The 17,827-nt window shown below is 72.5% G+C and carries 13 protein-coding genes; 6 read left to right on the forward strand and 7 right to left on the reverse strand.

Going from position 1 to position 17,827, the window contains the following annotated elements:
• Positions 1–212 precede the first annotated feature (212 nt).
• Positions 213–2,432, forward strand: coding sequence for an MMPL family transporter (locus AB0K10_RS03135; protein WP_363679404.1), 2,220 nt, complete (start codon positions 213–215; stop codon positions 2,430–2,432).
• A 176-nt stretch (positions 2,433–2,608) separates the two neighbouring features.
• Positions 2,609–4,102 (forward strand): MFS transporter, encoded by a 1,494-nt coding sequence (locus tag AB0K10_RS03140; RefSeq protein WP_363679406.1) that lies wholly within the window; start codon positions 2,609–2,611, stop codon positions 4,100–4,102.
• Positions 4,103–4,200: 98 nt separating this feature from the next.
• On the opposite strand, the gene AB0K10_RS03145 is transcribed toward AB0K10_RS03140, so the two are convergent.
• Positions 4,201–5,043: an endo alpha-1,4 polygalactosaminidase gene (locus tag AB0K10_RS03145; RefSeq protein ID WP_363679408.1), complete on the reverse strand. Its 843-nt coding sequence runs from the start codon at positions 5,041–5,043 to the stop codon at positions 4,201–4,203.
• A 116-nt stretch (positions 5,044–5,159) separates the two neighbouring features.
• On the reverse strand, positions 5,160–6,338 hold the full coding sequence (locus AB0K10_RS03150; protein ID WP_363679410.1) for a CAP domain-containing protein: 1,179 nt from the start codon (positions 6,336–6,338) through the stop codon (positions 5,160–5,162).
• A gap of 373 nt (positions 6,339–6,711) precedes the next feature.
• Here AB0K10_RS03150 and AB0K10_RS03155 point away from each other — a divergent pair, with 373 nt between their 5' ends.
• The 3 genes from AB0K10_RS03155 (at position 6,712) to AB0K10_RS03165 (ending at position 11,500) form a co-directional block, all read left to right on the forward strand.
• Positions 6,712–6,906, forward strand: a complete 195-nt coding sequence (locus AB0K10_RS03155) for a hypothetical protein (protein WP_007456482.1) — start codon at positions 6,712–6,714, stop codon at positions 6,904–6,906.
• 359 nt (positions 6,907–7,265) lie between these two features.
• Complete coding sequence (smc, locus tag AB0K10_RS03160) at positions 7,266–10,880, forward strand: chromosome segregation protein SMC (RefSeq protein WP_363679412.1); 3,615 nt, start codon at positions 7,266–7,268, stop codon at positions 10,878–10,880.
• Positions 10,880–11,500, forward strand: a complete 621-nt coding sequence (locus tag AB0K10_RS03165) for an HAD-IA family hydrolase (RefSeq protein ID WP_363679414.1) — start codon at positions 10,880–10,882, stop codon at positions 11,498–11,500. The genes smc and AB0K10_RS03165 overlap by 1 nt, the downstream gene beginning before the upstream one ends.
• Before the next feature lie 6 nt (positions 11,501–11,506).
• On the opposite strand, the gene AB0K10_RS03170 is transcribed toward AB0K10_RS03165, so the two are convergent.
• The 5 genes from AB0K10_RS03170 to AB0K10_RS03190 form a co-directional block, all read right to left on the reverse strand.
• Positions 11,507–12,037 (reverse strand): DinB family protein, encoded by a 531-nt coding sequence (locus AB0K10_RS03170; protein ID WP_363679416.1) that lies wholly within the window; start codon positions 12,035–12,037, stop codon positions 11,507–11,509.
• 42 nt (positions 12,038–12,079) lie between these two features.
• Positions 12,080–12,574 (reverse strand): universal stress protein, encoded by a 495-nt coding sequence (locus AB0K10_RS03175; protein ID WP_363679418.1) that lies wholly within the window; start codon positions 12,572–12,574, stop codon positions 12,080–12,082.
• 9 nt (positions 12,575–12,583) lie between these two features.
• Positions 12,584–14,188, reverse strand: coding sequence for an MDR family MFS transporter (locus tag AB0K10_RS03180; protein ID WP_363679420.1), 1,605 nt, complete (start codon positions 14,186–14,188; stop codon positions 12,584–12,586).
• Between the two features lie 149 nt (positions 14,189–14,337).
• Positions 14,338–14,778 carry a MarR family transcriptional regulator gene (locus AB0K10_RS03185; protein ID WP_363679422.1) on the reverse strand — a complete coding sequence of 147 codons (441 nt, stop codon included), beginning with the start codon at positions 14,776–14,778 and terminating at the stop codon, positions 14,338–14,340.
• Between the two features lie 26 nt (positions 14,779–14,804).
• Positions 14,805–16,517, reverse strand: coding sequence for an alkaline phosphatase D family protein (locus tag AB0K10_RS03190; protein ID WP_363679424.1), 1,713 nt, complete (start codon positions 16,515–16,517; stop codon positions 14,805–14,807).
• Positions 16,518–16,632: 115 nt separating this feature from the next.
• Between AB0K10_RS03190 and ftsY the strand changes: the two genes are divergently transcribed.
• A complete protein-coding gene (ftsY, locus tag AB0K10_RS03195; RefSeq protein WP_363679426.1) occupies positions 16,633–17,823 on the forward strand; it encodes a signal recognition particle-docking protein FtsY in 1,191 nt (396 codons plus the stop codon).
• Positions 17,824–17,827 lie beyond the last annotated feature (4 nt).

Below are 17,827 nucleotides of genomic sequence, written 5' to 3' on the forward strand. Positions count from 1 at the left end.
ACTCCGGGTCGGCACCGGCGGGTCGCTGCCGAACCCTCCGGGCCACACCCCGGCGTACGCCCGAATCGCCGGTTGATGCCCGTCCGGCGGACCCGCCGCCCTCCGCGGACCGACTCCGGGGTGGACGGGGGCCGTTCCCTGATGTGACCGCCTCGTCACGCCCCTAACGTCAGCAACGTTGACAGGGGGTCGACGTGACAGGGGGACACGAGATGGGCAGCAGACCGGTGACGGTGCGGATGGCACGGTGGAGCGCCGAGCATCCGTGGCGGGCGATCGCGATGTGGGTCGTGTTCGTGGCGGTGTGCTTCGTCGGTGGCAACGCCGCCGGCCTCAGCGAGGCCACCAGCGGGGACCAGGCGATCGGCGAGGCCGGGCGGGCCAGCATCATCGTGGACGGTGGGGCCTTCGACGACCCGGCCGTGGAGAACGTCCTGATCACCCCCCGCGGTGGCGCCCTGGACCCGGCGGCGGCGAAGGCGGCCGCCGACGACGCGGCGGCCCGACTGCGTACGGTCACCGGGGTTGCCGAGGTCGGCCCGCCGGTCACCGCGCGGGACGGGTCGGCGCTGCTGCTGCCGATCACCATGTCCGGCGATCCGGAGACCGCGTCGGACCGGGTGCAGCCGCTGCGCGACGCCACCGCCACCGTGCAGGGCGCGCACCCGCAGCTCCGCGTCGAGCAGGTCGGCGGGGCGTCGATCGGCCAGGCGCTCGACGACACCCTGGGCAAGGACTTCGAGCGCGCCGAGCTGTTGAGCCTGCCCGTCACCCTGGCCATCCTGATCATCGCGTTCGGCGCGTTGATCGCGGCCAGCGTGCCGGTGCTGCTGGCCCTCTCCTCGGTCGCCGCCGCGATGGGTCTGTCCACCCTCGCCTCGCACCTGGTGCCGGCCACCGACACGACGTCACCGGTGATCCTGCTGATCGGCATGGCGGTCGGGGTCGACTACTCGCTGTTCTACATCCGCCGGGAGCGCGAGGAGCGGGCCAAGGGCCGCTCCGGTCTGGACGCGGTGGAGATCGCCGCGGAGACCTCCGGGCACGCCGTGGTCGTCTCCGGCTTCGCCGTGATCATCGCGATGGCCGGCCTGTTCCTTGCCGGCGACGTGGTCTTCTCGTCCCTGGCCGTCGGCTCGATCCTGGTGGTCGCCGTCGCGGTGACCGGCTCGCTGACCGTGCTGCCGGCCCTGCTGGCCAGGCTGGGCCGCTGGGTCGACAGGCCCCGGGTGCCGCTGCTCTGGCGGCTGACCGCGCCGCGCACCGGCCGGCACGGCGAGCCGCGTACGCCCCGGCTCTGGCCGGCGCTGCTCAGGCCGGCGCTGCGCGCCCCGGTCGTCACGCTCGTCATCTCGGTCGGGTTGCTGCTCGCGCTGGCCGCGCCGGCGCTCGGCATGAAGCTGAAGTTCCCCGGCATGGAGGACCTGCCGCGCACCACGCCTGCCATGCAGGCGTACGACCGGCTCACCGCGGCCTTCCCGAGCACCGGCACCAACCACGTGGTGGCCGTCCGGGCACCTGCCGAGCAGGCCGATCGGGTCAACGCGGCGCTCACCGACCTGGCCGCCCGTGCCGGCGGCGACCCGCTGTTCGCCCCCATCGAGGCGGACGGCCCGAAGATCAAGGTGTCGGCGGACCGGCGGGTGTCGGTGCTGGACGTCGCCACCCCGTACGCCAGCCGGGACGACAGGTCGGTGAAGTCGCTGGAGAAGTTGCGGGCCGACCTGGTCCCGGCCGAGCTGCGGGGGATTCCCGGGATCGAGTACGCGGTCGGCGGGAGCGTGGCGGACAGCGAGGACTACGCGTCGCACGTGCGCGACAAGCTGCCGCTGGTGATGGGCTTCGTGCTGGTGCTCACGTTCCTGGTCATGACCTTCACGTTCCGCTCGGTGGTGGTGGCGGCCAGCTCGATCGCGCTGAACCTGCTCTCCGCCGGCGCCGCGTACGGGCTGCTGGTGCTGATCTTCCAGGGGGAGTGGGCCGAGGGACTGCTGGGCTTCACGTCGATGGGCGCGATCGTCTCCTGGCTGCCGCTGTTCCTGTTCGTGGTGCTCTTCGGCCTCTCGATGGACTACCACGTCTTCGTGGTGAGCCGGATCCGCGAGGGGGTCCGGGCCGGCATGTCCAACCGCGACGCGGTGTCGTACGGCATCACCTCGTCGGCCGGGGTGGTGACCAGCGCGGCGATCGTCATGGTCGGGGTGTTCTCGATCTTCGCCACGCTGAGCACCATCGACATGAAGCAGCTCGGCATCGGCCTGGCGGCGGCGATCCTGCTGGACGCCACGATCATCCGGGGAGTGGTCCTGCCGGCCCTGATGACCATGCTCGGCGACGCCAACTGGTGGGCCCCGCGGTTCCTGCGGCGACGCCCGGCGCCCGCCCCCACCGAGCCGCCGGCGCCCGCGCCGGAGCTGGTGCCGGTGTCCTGATTCACCCCGCTGAGGCCGGGCCGCGACCGCGGCCCGGCCTCAGCCGGCGCACCGGAACCGCAGGATTAACCCGGCGTGGAGCGGGGCATCTGGCCCCGCATGGACGAACAGCGCACCCCGGCGGCCCTCCCGCGGGCCGACGCGCCGGGGGATACCGAACCCCGCCGGAGTACGCCATGAGCACCGTGCAGACCGGCACCGTACGCACAAACGTTCCCGCCCGGCTCGACCGCCTCCCGTGGTCCCGCTGGCACTGGATGATCGTCATCGGTCTGGGCACGGTGTGGATCCTCGACGGCCTCGAGGTGACCATCGTCGGCAACCTGTCCGGCAAGCTCGCCGAGCCCGGTAGCGGCCTGGACATCACCCAGAGCCAGGTCACCGGGCTCGCCGCCGCGCTCTACGTGGCCGGCGCCTGCACCGGCGCGCTCTTCTTCGGCTGGCTCACGGACCGGTTCGGTCGCAAGAAGCTGTTCCTGCTGACCCTGGGGCTGTACCTGGTCGCCACCGCGCTGACCGCGCTCTCCTTCGACACCTGGTGGTTCTTCCTGTTCCGGTTCCTGACCGGCATGGGCATCGGCGGCGAGTACGCGGCGATCAACTCCGCGATCGACGAGCTGATCCCGGCCCGGCACCGCGGCCGGATCGACATCATCATCAACGGGACCTTCTGGCTGGGCGCCGCGATGGGGGCCCTGCTGACGGTGCCACTGCTCAACGGCCTGCCGACCAATCTCGGCTGGCGGGTGGCCTTCGGCCTGGGCGCCATCCTCGGCGTGGTGGTCCTGCTGGTCCGCCGACACGTTCCGGAGAGTCCACGCTGGCTGTTCATCCACGGCCGGGCGGACGAGGCGAACGAGCTGGTCGACTCCGTGGAGGCCGAGGTGCGCCGGGAGACCGGCCGGGAGCTCACCGAGGCGGACGACTACATCACCGTCCGGCAGCGTCGCAGCACGAACTTCGTGTCGATCGCGAGGACGCTCTTCGCCCGCTACCCGAAGCGCGCGATCCTGGGCTTCTCGCTGTTCATCGGGCAGGCGTTCCTCTACAACGCGATCACGTTCGGGTTCGCCCAGATCCTGGAGACGTTCTTCGACGTGCAGCCGGGCAACAGCGGCTACTACTTCGCCGTGATCGCGGTGGGCAACCTGGCCGGTCCGCTGCTGCTGGGTCGGCTCTTCGACACGGTGGGCCGGGTGCCGATGATCGCCGGCACGTACGTGCTCTCCGGCCTTCTGCTGCTGGGCACCGCGTGGCTGTTCCACAACGGCTCGCTCAGCGCCACCACGATGACCGCCTGCTGGTGGATCGTGCTCTTCTTCGCCTCCGCCGGCGCGAGCGCGGCGTACCTGACGGTGAGCGAGATCTTCCCGATGGAGACCCGCGCCATGGCCATCGCGTTCTTCTACGCGATCGGCACGGCCGCCGGTGGCATCACCGGCCCGCTGCTCTTCTCGAAGCTGGTCGGCACCGGCAAGGTCGACGACACGGTGCTGGCCTTCGTGATCGGCGCCATCGTGATGATCATCGGTGGGCTCGTCGAGATGGCGCTCGGCGTCCGGGCCGAGGGGCAGTCACTGGAGAACCTGGCCACCCCGCTCAGCGCGGAACAGGCCGAGGTGCCGTCCCCCCGCACGCCGGCCGAGCGCAGCCCGTCCACCACCGGCTGACCCCACCACCGGCTGACCTCACCGTCGGTGCCCCCGTTCGTGACGCGGACGGGGGCACCACCGCGTCGCCCCCACCGCGTGCTCGACGCGATCGCGGGTCACGGCAGCGCGCAGGGTTCCCGCCAGGCGTCCAGCGCCCGCTCCTTGCGGATCGACGCGAAGCCGTAGCCGACAGTGGTGACGCAGAAGTCGTCGGTCGACCCGGTGTACTCGACGTGGAAGACCGGCTTGCCCGCGTCCACGAACGGCAGCAGCTTCGCGCACTGGTCCAGCCGGACGCACTCCTCGTTGACCACGAAGTCGAAGTCCGGCGCCAGCGCCGCGAGCTGCGGCACGTCGTTGACCAACCCGGGGGAGAGCTCCAGTGAGCGCGCCAACTGGGCCAGTCGGCGGTTGAACAGCAGTTGGTCGTCGAAGCCGAGGGGGAATCCGGTGTGGTGGGCGTACCCGTCGGCGTCGGCCAGCGCCACCGCGCCGAAACCCTTGCCCCGGCACAGCCGGAACCGGTCGGCCAGCACCGGCTCCAACGCGTCCCACAGCCGCACGTCCAGCCACCGGCTGCCGGGCTGTGGGCCCGCCGCGCCCCGCACGGCGGCGGGCACCCGGCTGGCGTCCGGGTCGGTCGCGCGCAGCGAGCCGACGGGCACCCGGCAGATCAGCCGCCGGTCACGAGAGCGCAGCTCGGCCGTCTGCGCGGCGGTGGTGGCCACCGGGTCGAGCAGGAAGACGTCGGCGTCCACAGTCGGGTCGAGCGGGCCGTCGAGCTGCCACTGCCACCGCCAGTGGCGGGCCTGCGTGGCTGGCCACGGGGTGGGCGCGCCCGGCGGGGTCAGCTCGCGCCGGCATCCGTACGCCGGCACCACCAGGACGAGCGCGACGCCGGCCGACACGATCCGGCGCAGCGGGCGTACGGCGGCACGTCGCCGCGGCCGGATCCGCATCGGCAGCTCCCGGGTCCCGGGCGGCCCGTCGCCACCCTCACCGGTACGCCGCCCCCACGTCCGGTCCGGCGTACCTCACCGGGTCCAACGAGCGCGCGAGCGCGGGAGACGCGCCCTCAGCGCGGCGCCGCGAAGACCTGCGTCCAGTACGGCCCGTTGCTGTTGGCGATGCCGACGCCGATCTCGGTGAACGCGCAGTTCAGGATGTTGGCGCGGTGCCCGGAGCTGTTCATCCAGGCGTCCATCACGGCGGCCGGCGTCTTCTGGTTCCACGCCACGTTCTCGCCGTAGGTGCGCCAGGCGTAGCCGACGCGGTCCAGCCGGACGCCGGTGTCGCTGCCATCGCTGCCGGTGTGCGTCATGGTCTGGTGGTCGGCCTGGTCCTGGCTGTGCCGCTGGGCGGCGGTCATCAGCTTGTCGTCGACGCTCAGCGCCTTGCAGCCGGCCTTGGCCCGCTCGGCGTTGACCAGGTCCACCACCTGTTGGGCCTGGGTGCTGACGGTGCCCCCGGAGCCACCTGTGGTGTTCGGTGCCTTGCTGCGCGCGGCGGTGCGCCGGGACGTGGCGGTGGTGCGTGAGGCGGCCGGGGTGGGCTTGACCACCTTGCTCGGCGACGGGCTCGGCCGTGCCGGGCTGGGCGAGCCGGTCGGGGAGGGTGCGACCGGTGTGTCGCCCGCCGGCTGGTCGGTCGGGACCGCGGGCGCGGCGGCGACGGTGTCGTCGACGGCTGTCGGCTCGTCGGCCGGGCCGTCGCCACGGGGCATCGCGAGCGCGCCGACGCCGACGCTCACCACGAGGGTGGCTGCCGCGGCGGCGCCGCCGATCATGAACGGCCGACGCCAGCGCCGGGGCGAGCGATGTCGCCCCTCGCCGGCCCGACCGGCACCGCTCCGGCCGCCAGTGGGCTGCGCGTCGGCCTCGGTACGCCAGCCGCCCGTCTGCGCGGTCTCGGTACGCCAGCCGTCGGTGGGCTGCGCGTCGGCCTCGTTGCGCCAGGCGTCGTCGATCTCGGCGGGCCGGGGGTCGGCGCGCCAGCCGCCGGTCGCCTCGTCACCGCGTTCGTGGCCCGGCCAGCCGGTGCGGGGCGCCTCGACCGGCGCGGCCGGGGGCGCGGGCTGCCAGCGGGAGGTGGGCTCCGCGCGGTGCCACTCGTCGCCGGGCTGGTCGGGGTCGTCCCCGAAGAGGTAGGCCGAGCGGGGCTCCGGGCGGTCGCGCAGCCAGTCCGGCTCGTCGGTCGGCCGCTCGGCGCGCCGGGGGGCGCCGTTCGGGTCCATCGGGTCGGTCCAGCCGTACACGCCTTTGCCTCCACGGGTCGGTTGCGGGCCGGGGTGACGCTACGACTCGCCCGCGACCTGCGGCAACGTGGCTAAGGAAGAGTTAAGAGCAAGTCGGACGTCAAGGCGCTGACTTCCCCGAATCCGGGCGTACAGTAAAGGTGTCCGGACAGAGCGTGTCCGTGCCTTGCGGCAGCCCCCCGACAAGTGGACAGGTCGACGTAGAGATGATCTACGGCCTGCGAGAACTTGACGAAGGAGGGGTTTGCGGCTCAATATATAGGTGTCGCCAGTCGCGCCCGGTCATGCCCAGATACAGCTGGAATGACAGCCGCGTACAAAATTGGGCGCGCGTTTGGCCGGCCTTTCCGGCAGCGCATATCAAGGAGTCAGCATGGCGAAGGCCCTCTACGGCCACGTAGGTGCAGCGCCCGACCGGCGTCTGCTCGACGAGGTCACCCGACTGCGTGCCAGGGTTCAGGCACTGGAGTTCGAGATCACGCGTCTGCGTGCCGACAATGATCGGCTCGCGGCGGCTGCGGCGGAAGCGGACGATCTGCTCCGTCTCGCCGAGCCGGCGCTGACCTGATCTTCGGGTCGGAAAACTGAATCGCAGCACCACCGCAAAAATGCGCGCCGACACCTCTGTGCCGGCGCGCAACGCTGTCCGGCGCCTTTCGCGCCCGACCATTTGTGATCTTGTGGCTGGCCTCGCGATAACCGCACCCAGGGTTTCGCCGAATCGCGCCGACCGGTGGGCCGATCATGAAAGGCGTTTGTCTTTCTCGTCGTCGCCGCGACAACACCGCGCTCGGCCCGTGCCCGCCGCCGACACGGCCCGGGGCGGGTCGCGTGCCGGGTCGGTCCCGCCACCGGGTTAGTCTGCGGGTTCACCCAGGTCCCCGCAGCCGGCGACGGTACGGCGGCCACCGGACGAGGATCGAGTAGGTGTATCTCAAGAGCCTGACGGTGAAGGGCTTCAAATCCTTCGCCTCCGCCACGACGTTGAAGCTGGAGCCCGGGATCACCTGCGTGGTGGGCCCGAACGGCTCCGGCAAGTCCAACGTCGTCGACGCCATCGCCTGGGTGCTCGGTGAGCAGGGTGCCAAGGCGCTGCGCGGCGGCAAGATGGAGGACGTCATCTTCGCCGGCACCGCAGGCCGTGCGCCGCTGGGCCGGGCCGAGGTCACCCTCACCATCGACAACACCGACGGCGCGCTGCCCATCGAGTACACCGAGGTCTCCATCACCCGCCGGATGTTCCGCTCCGGCGAGAGCGAGTACGAGATCAACGGCAACTCCTGCCGCCTGCTCGACATCCAGGAGCTGCTGTCCGACTCCGGCATCGGCCGGGAGATGCACATCATCGTCGGGCAGGGCCGGCTCGACGGCATGCTGCACGCCAAGCCGGAGGACCGCCGCTCGTTCATCGAGGAGGCGGCAGGCGTCCTCAAGCACCGCAAGCGCAAGGAAAAGGCGCTGCGCAAGCTCGACGCCATGCAGGTGAACCTCAACCGGCTCACCGACCTCACGGCCGAGCTGCGCCGCCAGCTCAAGCCGCTGGGCCGGCAGGCGGAGGTGGCCCGGCGTGCCGCCGCCATCCAGGCCAACCTGCGTGACGCCCGGCTGCGACTGCTCGCCGACGACCTGGCCACCCTGCGCACCACCCTGGACCGGGAGATCGCCGACGAGACCGCGCTGCGGGAGCGGCGCGAGCAGTTCGAGGGCGAGCACGCCGAGGTGCAGGGCCGGCTCGGCGAGTTGGAGGCCGCCCTCGCCGAGGACGCTCCGCTGCTCGCCGCCGCCCAGGACACCTGGTACAGGTTGTCCGCCCTCCAGGAGCGCTTCCGTTCCATCGAGCAGTTGGCCCGGGAGCGGCTGCGGCACCTCAGCGCGACCGGCGACGACGAGCGGCCCGGCCGCGACCCCGACCAGCTGGAGGCCGAGGCCGAGCGGGTCCGCGAGCAGGAGGAGGAGCTGCGCGCGGCGCTGACCGACGACCAGATCCGCCTCGCCGAGGCGGTCGAGCACCGCCAGGAGCTGGAACGGCAGCTCGCCGCCGCCGAACGGGAGCTGGTCGCCGCCGCCAAGGCCATCGCCGACAGGCGTGAGGGCATGGCTCGCCTCACCGGCCAGGTCAACTCGGCCCGCGCCCGGACCACGAGCGCCGGCGAGGAGATCGAACGCCTCGCCGTCGCGCACGCCGACGCGCTGGGCCGCGCCGAGCAGGCGCAGGCCGACCTGGACGCGGTGGCCGCGCAGTCCACCGAGGCGGACCGGGACAACGCCGACCTGGATGCCCGGCACGCCGAGGCGGTCGCCGTCCAGGAGCGGGCGCAGGCGACCGTTCGGTCGCTGGCCGACGCCGAGCGCGCCGCCGAGAAGGACGCCGCCACCTGGAAGGCCCGCGAGGAGGCGCTCGCCCTCGGGCTGCGGCGCAAGGACGGCGCGGGAGCGCTGCTCGCCCGAGCCGGCGACGTACCCGGCCTGCTCGGCAGTCTCGCCGGGCTGCTCACCGTCGCGCCGGGGCACGAGGCCGCGCTGGCCGCCGCGCTCGGCGGGCTCGCCGACGCGGTCGCCGTCAGCGGGGTCGACGAGGCCGTCGAGGCGATGCGACTGCTCAAGATCTCCGACGCCGGCCGGGCCGGTCTGCTGGTCGGCAGCCCAGCCGGACCGGGCATGACCGGCTCCGCCGACGCGCTGCGCCCGAAGCTGCCCGACGGCGCCCGCTGGGCCCCCGACCTCGTGGAGTGCGGTGCCGAGCTGCGCCCCGCCGTGCACCGGGCGCTGCGGGACGTGGCTCTGGTCGACGATCTCGCCGCCGCGGCCGAGCTGGTCGCCGGCAACCCCGAGCTGCGGGCCGTCACCCCGGACGGGGACGTGGTCGGGGCGTACGCGGCGGCCGGCGGGTCGGCCAAGGCCCCCAGCTACATCGAGGTGCAGGCGGCCGTCGAGGAGGCCCGCACCAACCGGCTCGCCGCCGAACGCTCCGGCGCGGAGCTGCGCGACCAGCTCGTCGAGGCGCGCGCCGAGGTGGCCGCAGCCAAGGAGGCCGTGCAGCACGCCGCCGCCGAGAAGCGCGAGGCGGAGAGCCACCGCAACGCGGCCGCCCGCCGGCTCGCCGAGCTGGGCGCGGCAGCCCGCTCGGCCAAGGCGGAGACCGACCGGCTGGGCGAGTCCCGGGCCCGCGCCGAGGCTGCCCGGCAGCGGGACCTCACCACGCTCGACGAGCTGGAGGAGCGGCTGCGACTGGCTGAGGACACCCCGATCGACGCCGAGCCCTCCACCGAGGAGCGCGACCAGCTCGCCGCGATGGTGCCGCAGGCACGGCAGAACGAGATGGAGGTCCGGCTCGCCGTGCGTACCGCCGAGGAGCGGGTCTCCTCGATCGCCGGTCGGGCCGACTCGCTGGCCCGGCAAGCCACCGCGGAGCGGGCCGCGCGGGAACGCGCCGCGGCCCGGCGGGCCGCGCGCACCCGTGGGGCGGGCATCGCCCGGGCCGTCGCCGGCGGCGCCCGCGAGGCGCTCACCCGACTCACCACGTCGATCGCGGCGGCCGAGGAGCACCGCGACGCCGTCGCGCGGGAGCGCGCCGCCCGCGAGGCCGAGCTCCAGGAGGTACGCGGAGCCGCCAAGCGGCTCGGCGCGGAGCTGGAGCGGCTGACCAGCCAGGTGCACCGCGACGAGGTGGCCCGCGCGGAGCAGCGCCTGCGGATCGAGCAGTTGGAGGCGAAGGCAGCCGAGGACTTCGGGTTGGACGTGGAGACGCTTGTCGCCGAGTACGGCCCCACCCAGCCCGTTCCGCCGACCCAGGCGGACGTGGCGGCGGCCGAGCGCGACGGGCTGCCGGTGCCCGAGCCGGTCCGCTACGAGCGGCCCGTGCAGGAGAAGCGGGCCGCCAAGGCGGAACGCGAACTGGCTCTGCTCGGCAAGGTCAACCCGCTCGCGCTGGAGGAGTTCGCCGCGCTGGAGGAGCGTTTCAAGTTCCTCTCCGAGCAGCTGGAGGACCTCAAGGCGACCCGCCGGGACCTGCTCACCGTGGTCAAGGACGTCGACGAGCGGATCCTGGAGGTCTTCGCCAGCGCGTTCGAGGACACGGCCCGGGAGTTCGAGCAGGTGTTCACCGTGCTCTTCCCCGGCGGTGAGGGGCGGCTGATCCTCACCGACCCCGAGGACCTGCTCACCACGGGCGTCGAGGTCGAGGCCCGCCCGCCGGGTAAGAAGATCAAGCGGCTGTCGCTGCTCTCCGGTGGCGAGCGGTCGTTGACCGCGGTGGCCATGCTGGTGGCGATCTTCCGTGCCCGGCCGAGCCCGTTCTACATCATGGACGAGGTGGAGGCGGCCCTGGACGACGTGAACCTGGGCCGGCTGATCACGTTGCTGGCACAGTTGCGGGAGAAGAGTCAGCTGATCGTCATCACGCACCAGAAGCGGACGATGGAGATCGCCGACGCGCTCTACGGGGTGACCATGCGCAGCGGGGTCACCCAGGTGATCAGCCAACGGCTCAACCGGGCCGACGAGGACGACAGGCGGCACCGCCGCGGCGAGGAGAACGGGTAGTGGCTCGGGAACGCGCGACGGCGCTCCTGCTGGATCTGGACGGCGTACTGCGTCGGTTCGACCCGGCGGTGGCCGCCGGAGTGGAGCGGGAGTACGGCCTCGCCGACGGTGTGCTCAGCGAGATCGCCATGCAGTGGGGCCGTCTCCAGCCGGTGCTCACCGGCCAGGTCAGCCACGCCGACTGGATGAGCAGTGTGGCCGAGGCCCTGGCCGAGCCGGCCGGTGGCCCGGACCGCGCCCGGTCGGCGGTGCAGCAGTGGCAGCGCTACCGGGGTGAGGTCGACACCGAGGTGCTCGACTTCGTCCGGGAGGTGCGCGCCGCCGGTGTCCGGGTCGGGCTGGCCACCAACGCCACCGACCTGCTCGACGCCGACCTCACCACGCTCGGCCTGGTCGGCGAACTTGACGTGGTGGTCAACTCCTCGGCGCTCGGGGTGCACAAGCCGGCCCCGGAGTACTTCCAGGCCGCCTGCCAGGCGCTGGCCACCCCGCCGGCCCGGGTGCTCTTCGTCGACGACGAGGACTGGGCCGTACGGGGCGCCCGGTCCGCAGGGCTGTCGGCGCACCGCTGGGGCGGCCACGCCGACCTGCGTTACCTGCGGGCGGCGCTCAACTACTGAGACCGCTCAGTCGCCGGTGACGCCGTCGATGCGCTCCCGGATCAGGTCGGCGTGCCCGTTGTGCCGGGCGTACTCCTCGATCATGTGCACGTACACCCAGCGCAGGCTGAAGGTGCGGGTGCCGTCGCGGCGGCTCAGCGTGAACGTCTCGTCCAGGGAGCGTCCGTCGGTGACCGCGCGGGCCGCGTCGACCTCGGCGCGGAAGGCGGTGAAGGCGGCCTCCGCGTCGGCGTCGGCCGCGGCGTGGAAATCGGCGTCGTTGTCGGCGTCGAAGTCGTAGAGGTCGGGCAGGTCCTGGCCGGCGAAGCGCTGGCGGAACCAGGACCGCTCCACGTCGGTCATGTGCAGGACCAACCCGAGCAGGCTCAGGCCGGACGGCTCGACGCTCGCCACGCGCAACTGCTCGGTGGTCAGGCCGGCGCACTTGTGCAGCAGGGTGTCGCGGTGGTAGCCGAGCCAGCCCTCCAGCATGGTGCGCTCATCGGCGACCAGCGGCTCCTCGGTGCGGTCGATGGCCGGTGCTTTCCATGTCGTCATCCGGCCATCCTGCGGCTCGGGTACGACAGTGGCGACCGGATTTCAGGGCACCACGACGACGGGCCAGTGACCCTTACGGACCAGCCGGGTGGCGACCGAGCCGACCAACCGGTGACCGGCCTGCTCGGACGCGCCCACGACCACCATGTCGGCCTGGAACTCGTCGGCCGCCGCGCACAGCTCGGCGTACGCGTCGCCGCGCCGGCACAGGAAGGTCACCGGGATGCCCAACTGCTCGGCGGCACGCCGGCACTCCCGGCGTAGTTCGTCGGCCAACTCGTCGTGGGTGCGCTGGACCGCGCCGGCGTCCATGCCGGGCACGAGGGAGGTGATCCCGCTCGACGAGCCGACGAAGACCACCACCAGGGTCGCGCCCTGCCGACGGGCCAGCCCGGCGGCGTAGGCACCGGCCCGCGCGGACGTACGGGTGCCGTCCACGCCCGCCATGACCACCCGCGGGCCGTCCGTGCCCCGTTCGAAGGGCAGCGGGTTGATCCGAGGGCCGTACTCCTCGCGGTCCGGCGCTCCCACGCTCATGGCTCTACCTCACCTCTGCTCGCCGGCCCGGACCACACCGGAGACGAGGTTCGATTCCCCGTCGGCCGCAGCGGAAACCGGGTTGCCGCTGTGTTGCCGCAGCGGCACCTCCTTGATGAAGCTCACCGCGATCAGCGCGATCAGCGCGAAGGGAGCGGCGGCCAGGAAGATGTCACCGGCGCCGTGGCCGTACGCGCTCTCCACCACCGCCCGCAGCGGACCGGGCAGGGCGTGCACGTCGGGCAGTGTGCCGCCGCTGCCGGAGCTGGACGCCGGGATGCCGAGCTGGGCCAGCCCGTCGGCGGTGTAGTCCTTGACCTTGTGGGCGAGCACCGCGCCGAGGGCGGAGACACCGATCGCGCCGCCCAGACTGCGGAAGAACGCCACCACCGAGCTGGCCGCGCCCAGTTCCTGCGGGCCGACCGTGTTCTGCACGGCGAGGACGAGGTTCTGCATGGTCAGGCCCAGGCCGACGCCGATCAGCGCCATGTAGACGCTGAGCAGGGTGAAGCTGGTGTCCGCGCGCAGCGTGCCCATGAGCGCGAAGCCGACGGTGAGCAGCGCCGAGCCGAGCACCAGGAAGCGCTTCCAGCGGCCGGTCCTCGTGATGATCCGCCCGCCGACGGTCGAGGCGACCAGCAGGCCGAGGATCATCGGCAGGGTCATCAGGCCGGCCATGGTCGGGGACTCGCCCCGGCTGATCTGGAAGTACTGGCCGAGGAAGATCGACGCGCCGAACAGGCCCACGCCCACCGCGACGCTGGCGACGACGGCGAGGGTGATCGTGCGGCTGCGGAACAGTCGCGGCGGGATCATCGGCTCGGCGGCCCGGGTCTCCACCCGGATGGCGAGCGCGCCGAGGAGCAGTGCGCCGAGGACCATGGCGACGGTCTGCCAGGAGCCCCAGGCGAACTGGTCGCCGGCGAGGGAGACCCAGATCAGCAGCACCGAGACGGCCGCGGTGATCAGGGTGGCGCCCCACCAGTCGATCTGCGCCTTGCGCTTGATCACCGGCAGGTGCAGGGTCTTCTGGAGCACTACCAGCGCGGCGATGGCGAACGGCACGCCGACGTAGAAGCACCAGCGCCAGCCGAGCCACGAGGTGTCGACGATAACGCCGCCGATCAGCGGTCCGCCGATGGTGCCGACGGCCATCACGGCGCCGAGGTAGCCGCTGTAGCGGCCCCGCTCGCGCGGCGCGATCATCGTCGCCATGATTACCTGGGCGAGTGCGGTGAGGCCACCGGCGCCGATGCCCTGGACCACCCGGCACGCGATCAGCTCGCCGGTGCCCTGGGCGAGGCCGGCCAGCACCGAGCCCAGCACGTAGATCCCCAGGGCCAGCTGGACCAGGGTCTTCTTGCTGGTCAGGTCGGCGAGCTTGCCCCAGATGGGGGTGGTCGCGGTGGTCGCGAGCAGGGCCGAAGTGACCACCCAGGTGTACGCGGACTGGCCGCCGTGCAGTTCGGTGATGATGCGCGGCAGCGCGTTCGAGATGACCGTGGACGAGAGGATCGCGACGAACAGGCCCAGCAGCAGGCCGGAGAGGGCCTCCAGGATCTGCCGGTGGGTCATGTCGACGGCGGGCGCTCGAGACGCTGTCGCCTGGCTCATCGTTTAGTGCCTCCGAGCGGAGTAGAGGTGGTGGGGCGGCGTCCCGCACTGCGGGTCCCGCCTGGGAGTTGCCCGAGGCAACCGTACGTTTTTGGTTGCCCTGAGCAACAACCAGACGGACGACTGGGACATTCCCCACCCTCGCGAGGTCATCTCCAGGATTCGTTGAACCGGCCGAGCAGCCGGGCGAACTCTTCGACGTCCCGGACCGGCCAGTCGTCCAGAGCACGCAGGAACTCGCCCAGCCGGGCGGAGCGGGCGACGTCGAATCGGCGCTGGCCCTCCTCGGTGAGGCTGATCTGCGCCGCCCGCCGGTCACTCGGATCGGGGTCGCGGTGCACCAGACCGAGCGCCTCCAGGCCGTTGATCTGTCGGCTCAGCGTCCCCTTGCCGACGCCGAGCCGCGCCGCCAGCTCGGTCAACCGGATCGATCCGCTGCGCCGCAACCACAGCAGCAGCCCGTACGTGTTCGGTTCGAGGTGCGGGTGCACCTCCCGGGCGATCTCCCAGGAAACCGCCCGTCCCCGGCGCAGCAACGCGGTCAGCTCGTGCTCGACGGCCCGGATCGGCTCCGGCAGGTGCTCGTCCACGGGCTAGAGAGTACGGCGGGGCCCGGTCAGTCGTCGCCGGAGAGGCGGCGGCTCATCACCGGCCGTAGGTGCCCGTCGCTCGTGGTGCCCTCGATGGTCACCTCGGCCCGCCGGCCCCGGTGGGTGAGGGTGGCCACGGCATTGCCGAAGTAGGGACCTGCCAGCTTGCGCCAGCGCACCGTCGGGCGGCGGACACCCGCCGAACGGGCCAGCGCCCGGGTGGCGCCCGCCGGCCCGGACGACCAGCCCAACCGCATCAACGGACGGATGCCGGCCGGCACCTGGTTGTGGATCGGTGAGCAGGTGAGCTGGTGCACCGGGGTGACCACCGCGGGATCGGCGAACCGGGCCCGGGCCACGTACGAGTGGTGCACGTCCCCGGAGAGCACGCTTATCGACGCCGGTGGGGCGTACGCCGGCCCGGCGCCGACCCGGGCGCCGGACTGCCTCGGGGTGCCGGTGCCGATCCGGGCGAAGGTCTCCCCGAGCGCCTCGAAGGAGCGCCGGAACGCCGCCCAGTGCTCCAGGTCGAGGGCGCGGCGCAGCTTCTCGGCCCCCCGGGCCACCCAGGGCCGGCGCGAGTCGGCCAGCTTCTCGTTCCACGCCTCGATGTGATGGATGCCCTGCGGCAGCAGCCAGGGCAGCGAGGCGCCGACCACCAGGTGGTCGTAGACCCCGTGCGCCTGGTCCAGGAACCACGACCACTCACCCGGCGGCAGCATGGCCCGGCTGCCCGACTCCAGCACCCGACTGCACCGGTTGTCGAGCATGACCAGCCGGGTACGCCCCAGATCGAGCGCGTAACTCCACTGGTACTGCACCGCGCGCCAGCGTTCGGTGTCGTGCGCCAGGTCGGATTCCTGGTCGACCCGGTGCCCGAACTCGCGCAGCACGCTCGTGGCGTCCTCCGCGGCGGCGACCTTGGCGAAGACCGGGTCGGCGGCGATCTCGTCCGGGGAGAGGTTGCCCAGGTGCTGGTAGACCCAGTACGAGGCCAACCCACTGCCGATCCGTTCGGCCCACCACGGCTCTTCGCGCATCTCGGCACGCCACGCCGCCGAGGTGTTCCAGTCGTCGATGATCTCGTGATCGTCGAAGATCATCACACTCGGCACGGTGGAGAGCAGCCAGCGGATCTCCGGATCACGCCACGACTCCAGATACAGCTTGGTGTACTCGTCGAAGCTCACCACCTGGTCGGCCGGTGCGCCCTTGGGACGCCGCCGCCGTCGGCGCAGCAGCCGCCGTACCGTCGGCGAGGTGACGTCGGCGTAGACCTGGTCACCGAGCAGCACCAGCAGGTCGGGCAGAGCGTTCGACTCGGGGTCGGCCATCAACCGGCGGGCGTACGCGTCCAGCGCGTCCGGCGGCAGCTTGCGGGTGGTGGCGTGCTGGGTGGTCTCCCGACAGGACCCGAAGATCAGGTTGACCGGCTGGTCCAGGTCGTCGACCGCCCGGGTGCGGATCACGCTGGGCGGGAACCCGCTGCTCGGAACCGGCCAGACCAGCTCGTCGTCGACAAGCACCTCGTAGGTCGTCGCGCTGTCCGGGGTGAGCCCCTCCACCACGACGAGGGCGTAGTGGTGGTCGTACGCCGAGAAGGTGGGTGCGGTGCCGGTGGCGCCGTGGGCGGTGCGGACGGTGACCACGGCGGGCGCGGCGGTCTCCACCCAGATCGTCGCCCGGGTGTCGACCACTCGCCGCAGAAGTGGGCCGATCAGGAGGTGTGCGGCGGGCATGCGGCGAGCCTACCGCCGGTTCGTGAGACCAGCCGGGTGCGGTGGCTGAGACTCCGGGCAACGCCCGGGGTGCGGTGGCTGGGACGCCGCCGCCGGCATCTGACAGGATTCCGGCATGGCCGAATATCTCGTCCTCGCTCTGGTCCTGCTCGGTGTGCTGATCGCCGGCACAGTCGGGCTGGTCGTGCCGCGCCTGCGGCGGCGGCCCGAGCCCCCGCTGCCGCACACCGAGGTCGACACCCGCGCCGAGGAGGATCTCGCCGGCCCGCCGGTCGAGGCACCGGAGTCCGATCTATCCACAGGCGTCCTGGTCGAGCCGCCACCTGTCATCGAGGCGCCCGCCCCGACCGTGGAGGTGCCCGAGCCGACCGCCGGCCGCCTGGTCCGGCTCCGCTCGCGGCTGTCGCGCTCGCAGAACGTCTTCGGCAAGGGCCTGCTCGGCCTGCTCGCCCGCGACCACCTCGACGAGGACGCCTGGGAGGAGATCGAGGACAGCCTGATCACCGCCGACGTGGGCGTCGACGCGACCCGCGACATCGTCGACCGGCTGCGTGAGCGCACCCGGGTGCTGGGCACCCGCTCGGCCGGTGAGCTGCGGGCGCTGCTCGCCGCCGAGCTGGTCAACGCCCTCGACCCCGGCATGGACCGTTCGCTGCGGACCGCTCCGAAGGACGGCGTGCCGGCGGTGGTGCTCGTCGTCGGCGTCAACGGCGCCGGCAAGACCACCACCTGCGGCAAGATCGCCCGGGTGCTGGTCGCCGACGGCCGTACCGTGCTGCTCGGCGCCGCCGACACCTTCCGGGCCGCCGCCGCCGACCAGTTGCAGACCTGGGGTGAGCGGGTCGGCGCGGAGACCGTCCGGGGGCCCGAGGCCGCCGACCCGGCCAGCGTCGCCTTCGACGCCGTCAAACGGGGCATCGACACCGGCGTGGACACCGTGCTCATCGACACCGCAGGCCGCCTGCAGAACAAGGTCGGCCTGATGGACGAGCTGGGCAAGGTCAAGCGCGTGGTGGAGAAGCAGGGGCCCATCGACGAGACGCTGCTCATCCTCGACGCCACGACCGGCCAGAACGGTCTGGAGCAGGCTCGGGTGTTCACCGAGGTCGTCAACGTGACGGGCGTGGTGCTGACCAAGCTCGACGGCACCGCGAAGGGTGGCATCGTGATCGCCGTGCAGCGCAAGCTCGGCATCCCGGTCAAGCTCGTCGGCCTCGGTGAGGGCAAGGACGATCTCGCACCGTTCGACCCGGCGCAGTTCGTCGACGCGCTGCTGGGCACCGAACCCGCCGGACGGGACGCGTAGTCTC

This window comes from Micromonospora sp. NPDC049274, from assembly GCF_040678875.1.
In the GTDB taxonomy this organism is placed as follows: Bacteria; Actinomycetota; Actinomycetes; order Mycobacteriales; family Micromonosporaceae; genus Micromonospora.

Bases quoted from the DNA above. Each gene is read 5' to 3' on its own strand.
- AB0K10_RS03180 (WP_363679420.1), bottom strand. From the start codon at position 14,188: ATGAGCCAGGCGACAGCGTCTCGAGCGCCCGCCGTCGACATGACCCAC.
- AB0K10_RS03170 (WP_363679416.1), bottom strand. From the start codon at position 12,037: ATGACGACATGGAAAGCACCGGCCATCGACCGCACCGAGGAGCCGCTG.
- AB0K10_RS03175 (WP_363679418.1), bottom strand. From the start codon at position 12,574: ATGAGCGTGGGAGCGCCGGACCGCGAGGAGTACGGCCCTCGGATCAAC.
- AB0K10_RS03145 (WP_363679408.1), bottom strand. From the start codon at position 5,043: ATGCGGATCCGGCCGCGGCGACGTGCCGCCGTACGCCCGCTGCGCCGG.
- AB0K10_RS03190 (WP_363679424.1), bottom strand. From the start codon at position 16,517: ATGCCCGCCGCACACCTCCTGATCGGCCCACTTCTGCGGCGAGTGGTC.
- AB0K10_RS03155 (WP_007456482.1), top strand. From the start codon at position 6,712: ATGGCGAAGGCCCTCTACGGCCACGTAGGTGCAGCGCCCGACCGGCGT.
- AB0K10_RS03135 (WP_363679404.1), top strand. From the start codon at position 213: ATGGGCAGCAGACCGGTGACGGTGCGGATGGCACGGTGGAGCGCCGAG.
- ftsY (WP_363679426.1), top strand. From the start codon at position 16,633: ATGGCCGAATATCTCGTCCTCGCTCTGGTCCTGCTCGGTGTGCTGATC.
- AB0K10_RS03140 (WP_363679406.1), top strand. From the start codon at position 2,609: ATGAGCACCGTGCAGACCGGCACCGTACGCACAAACGTTCCCGCCCGG.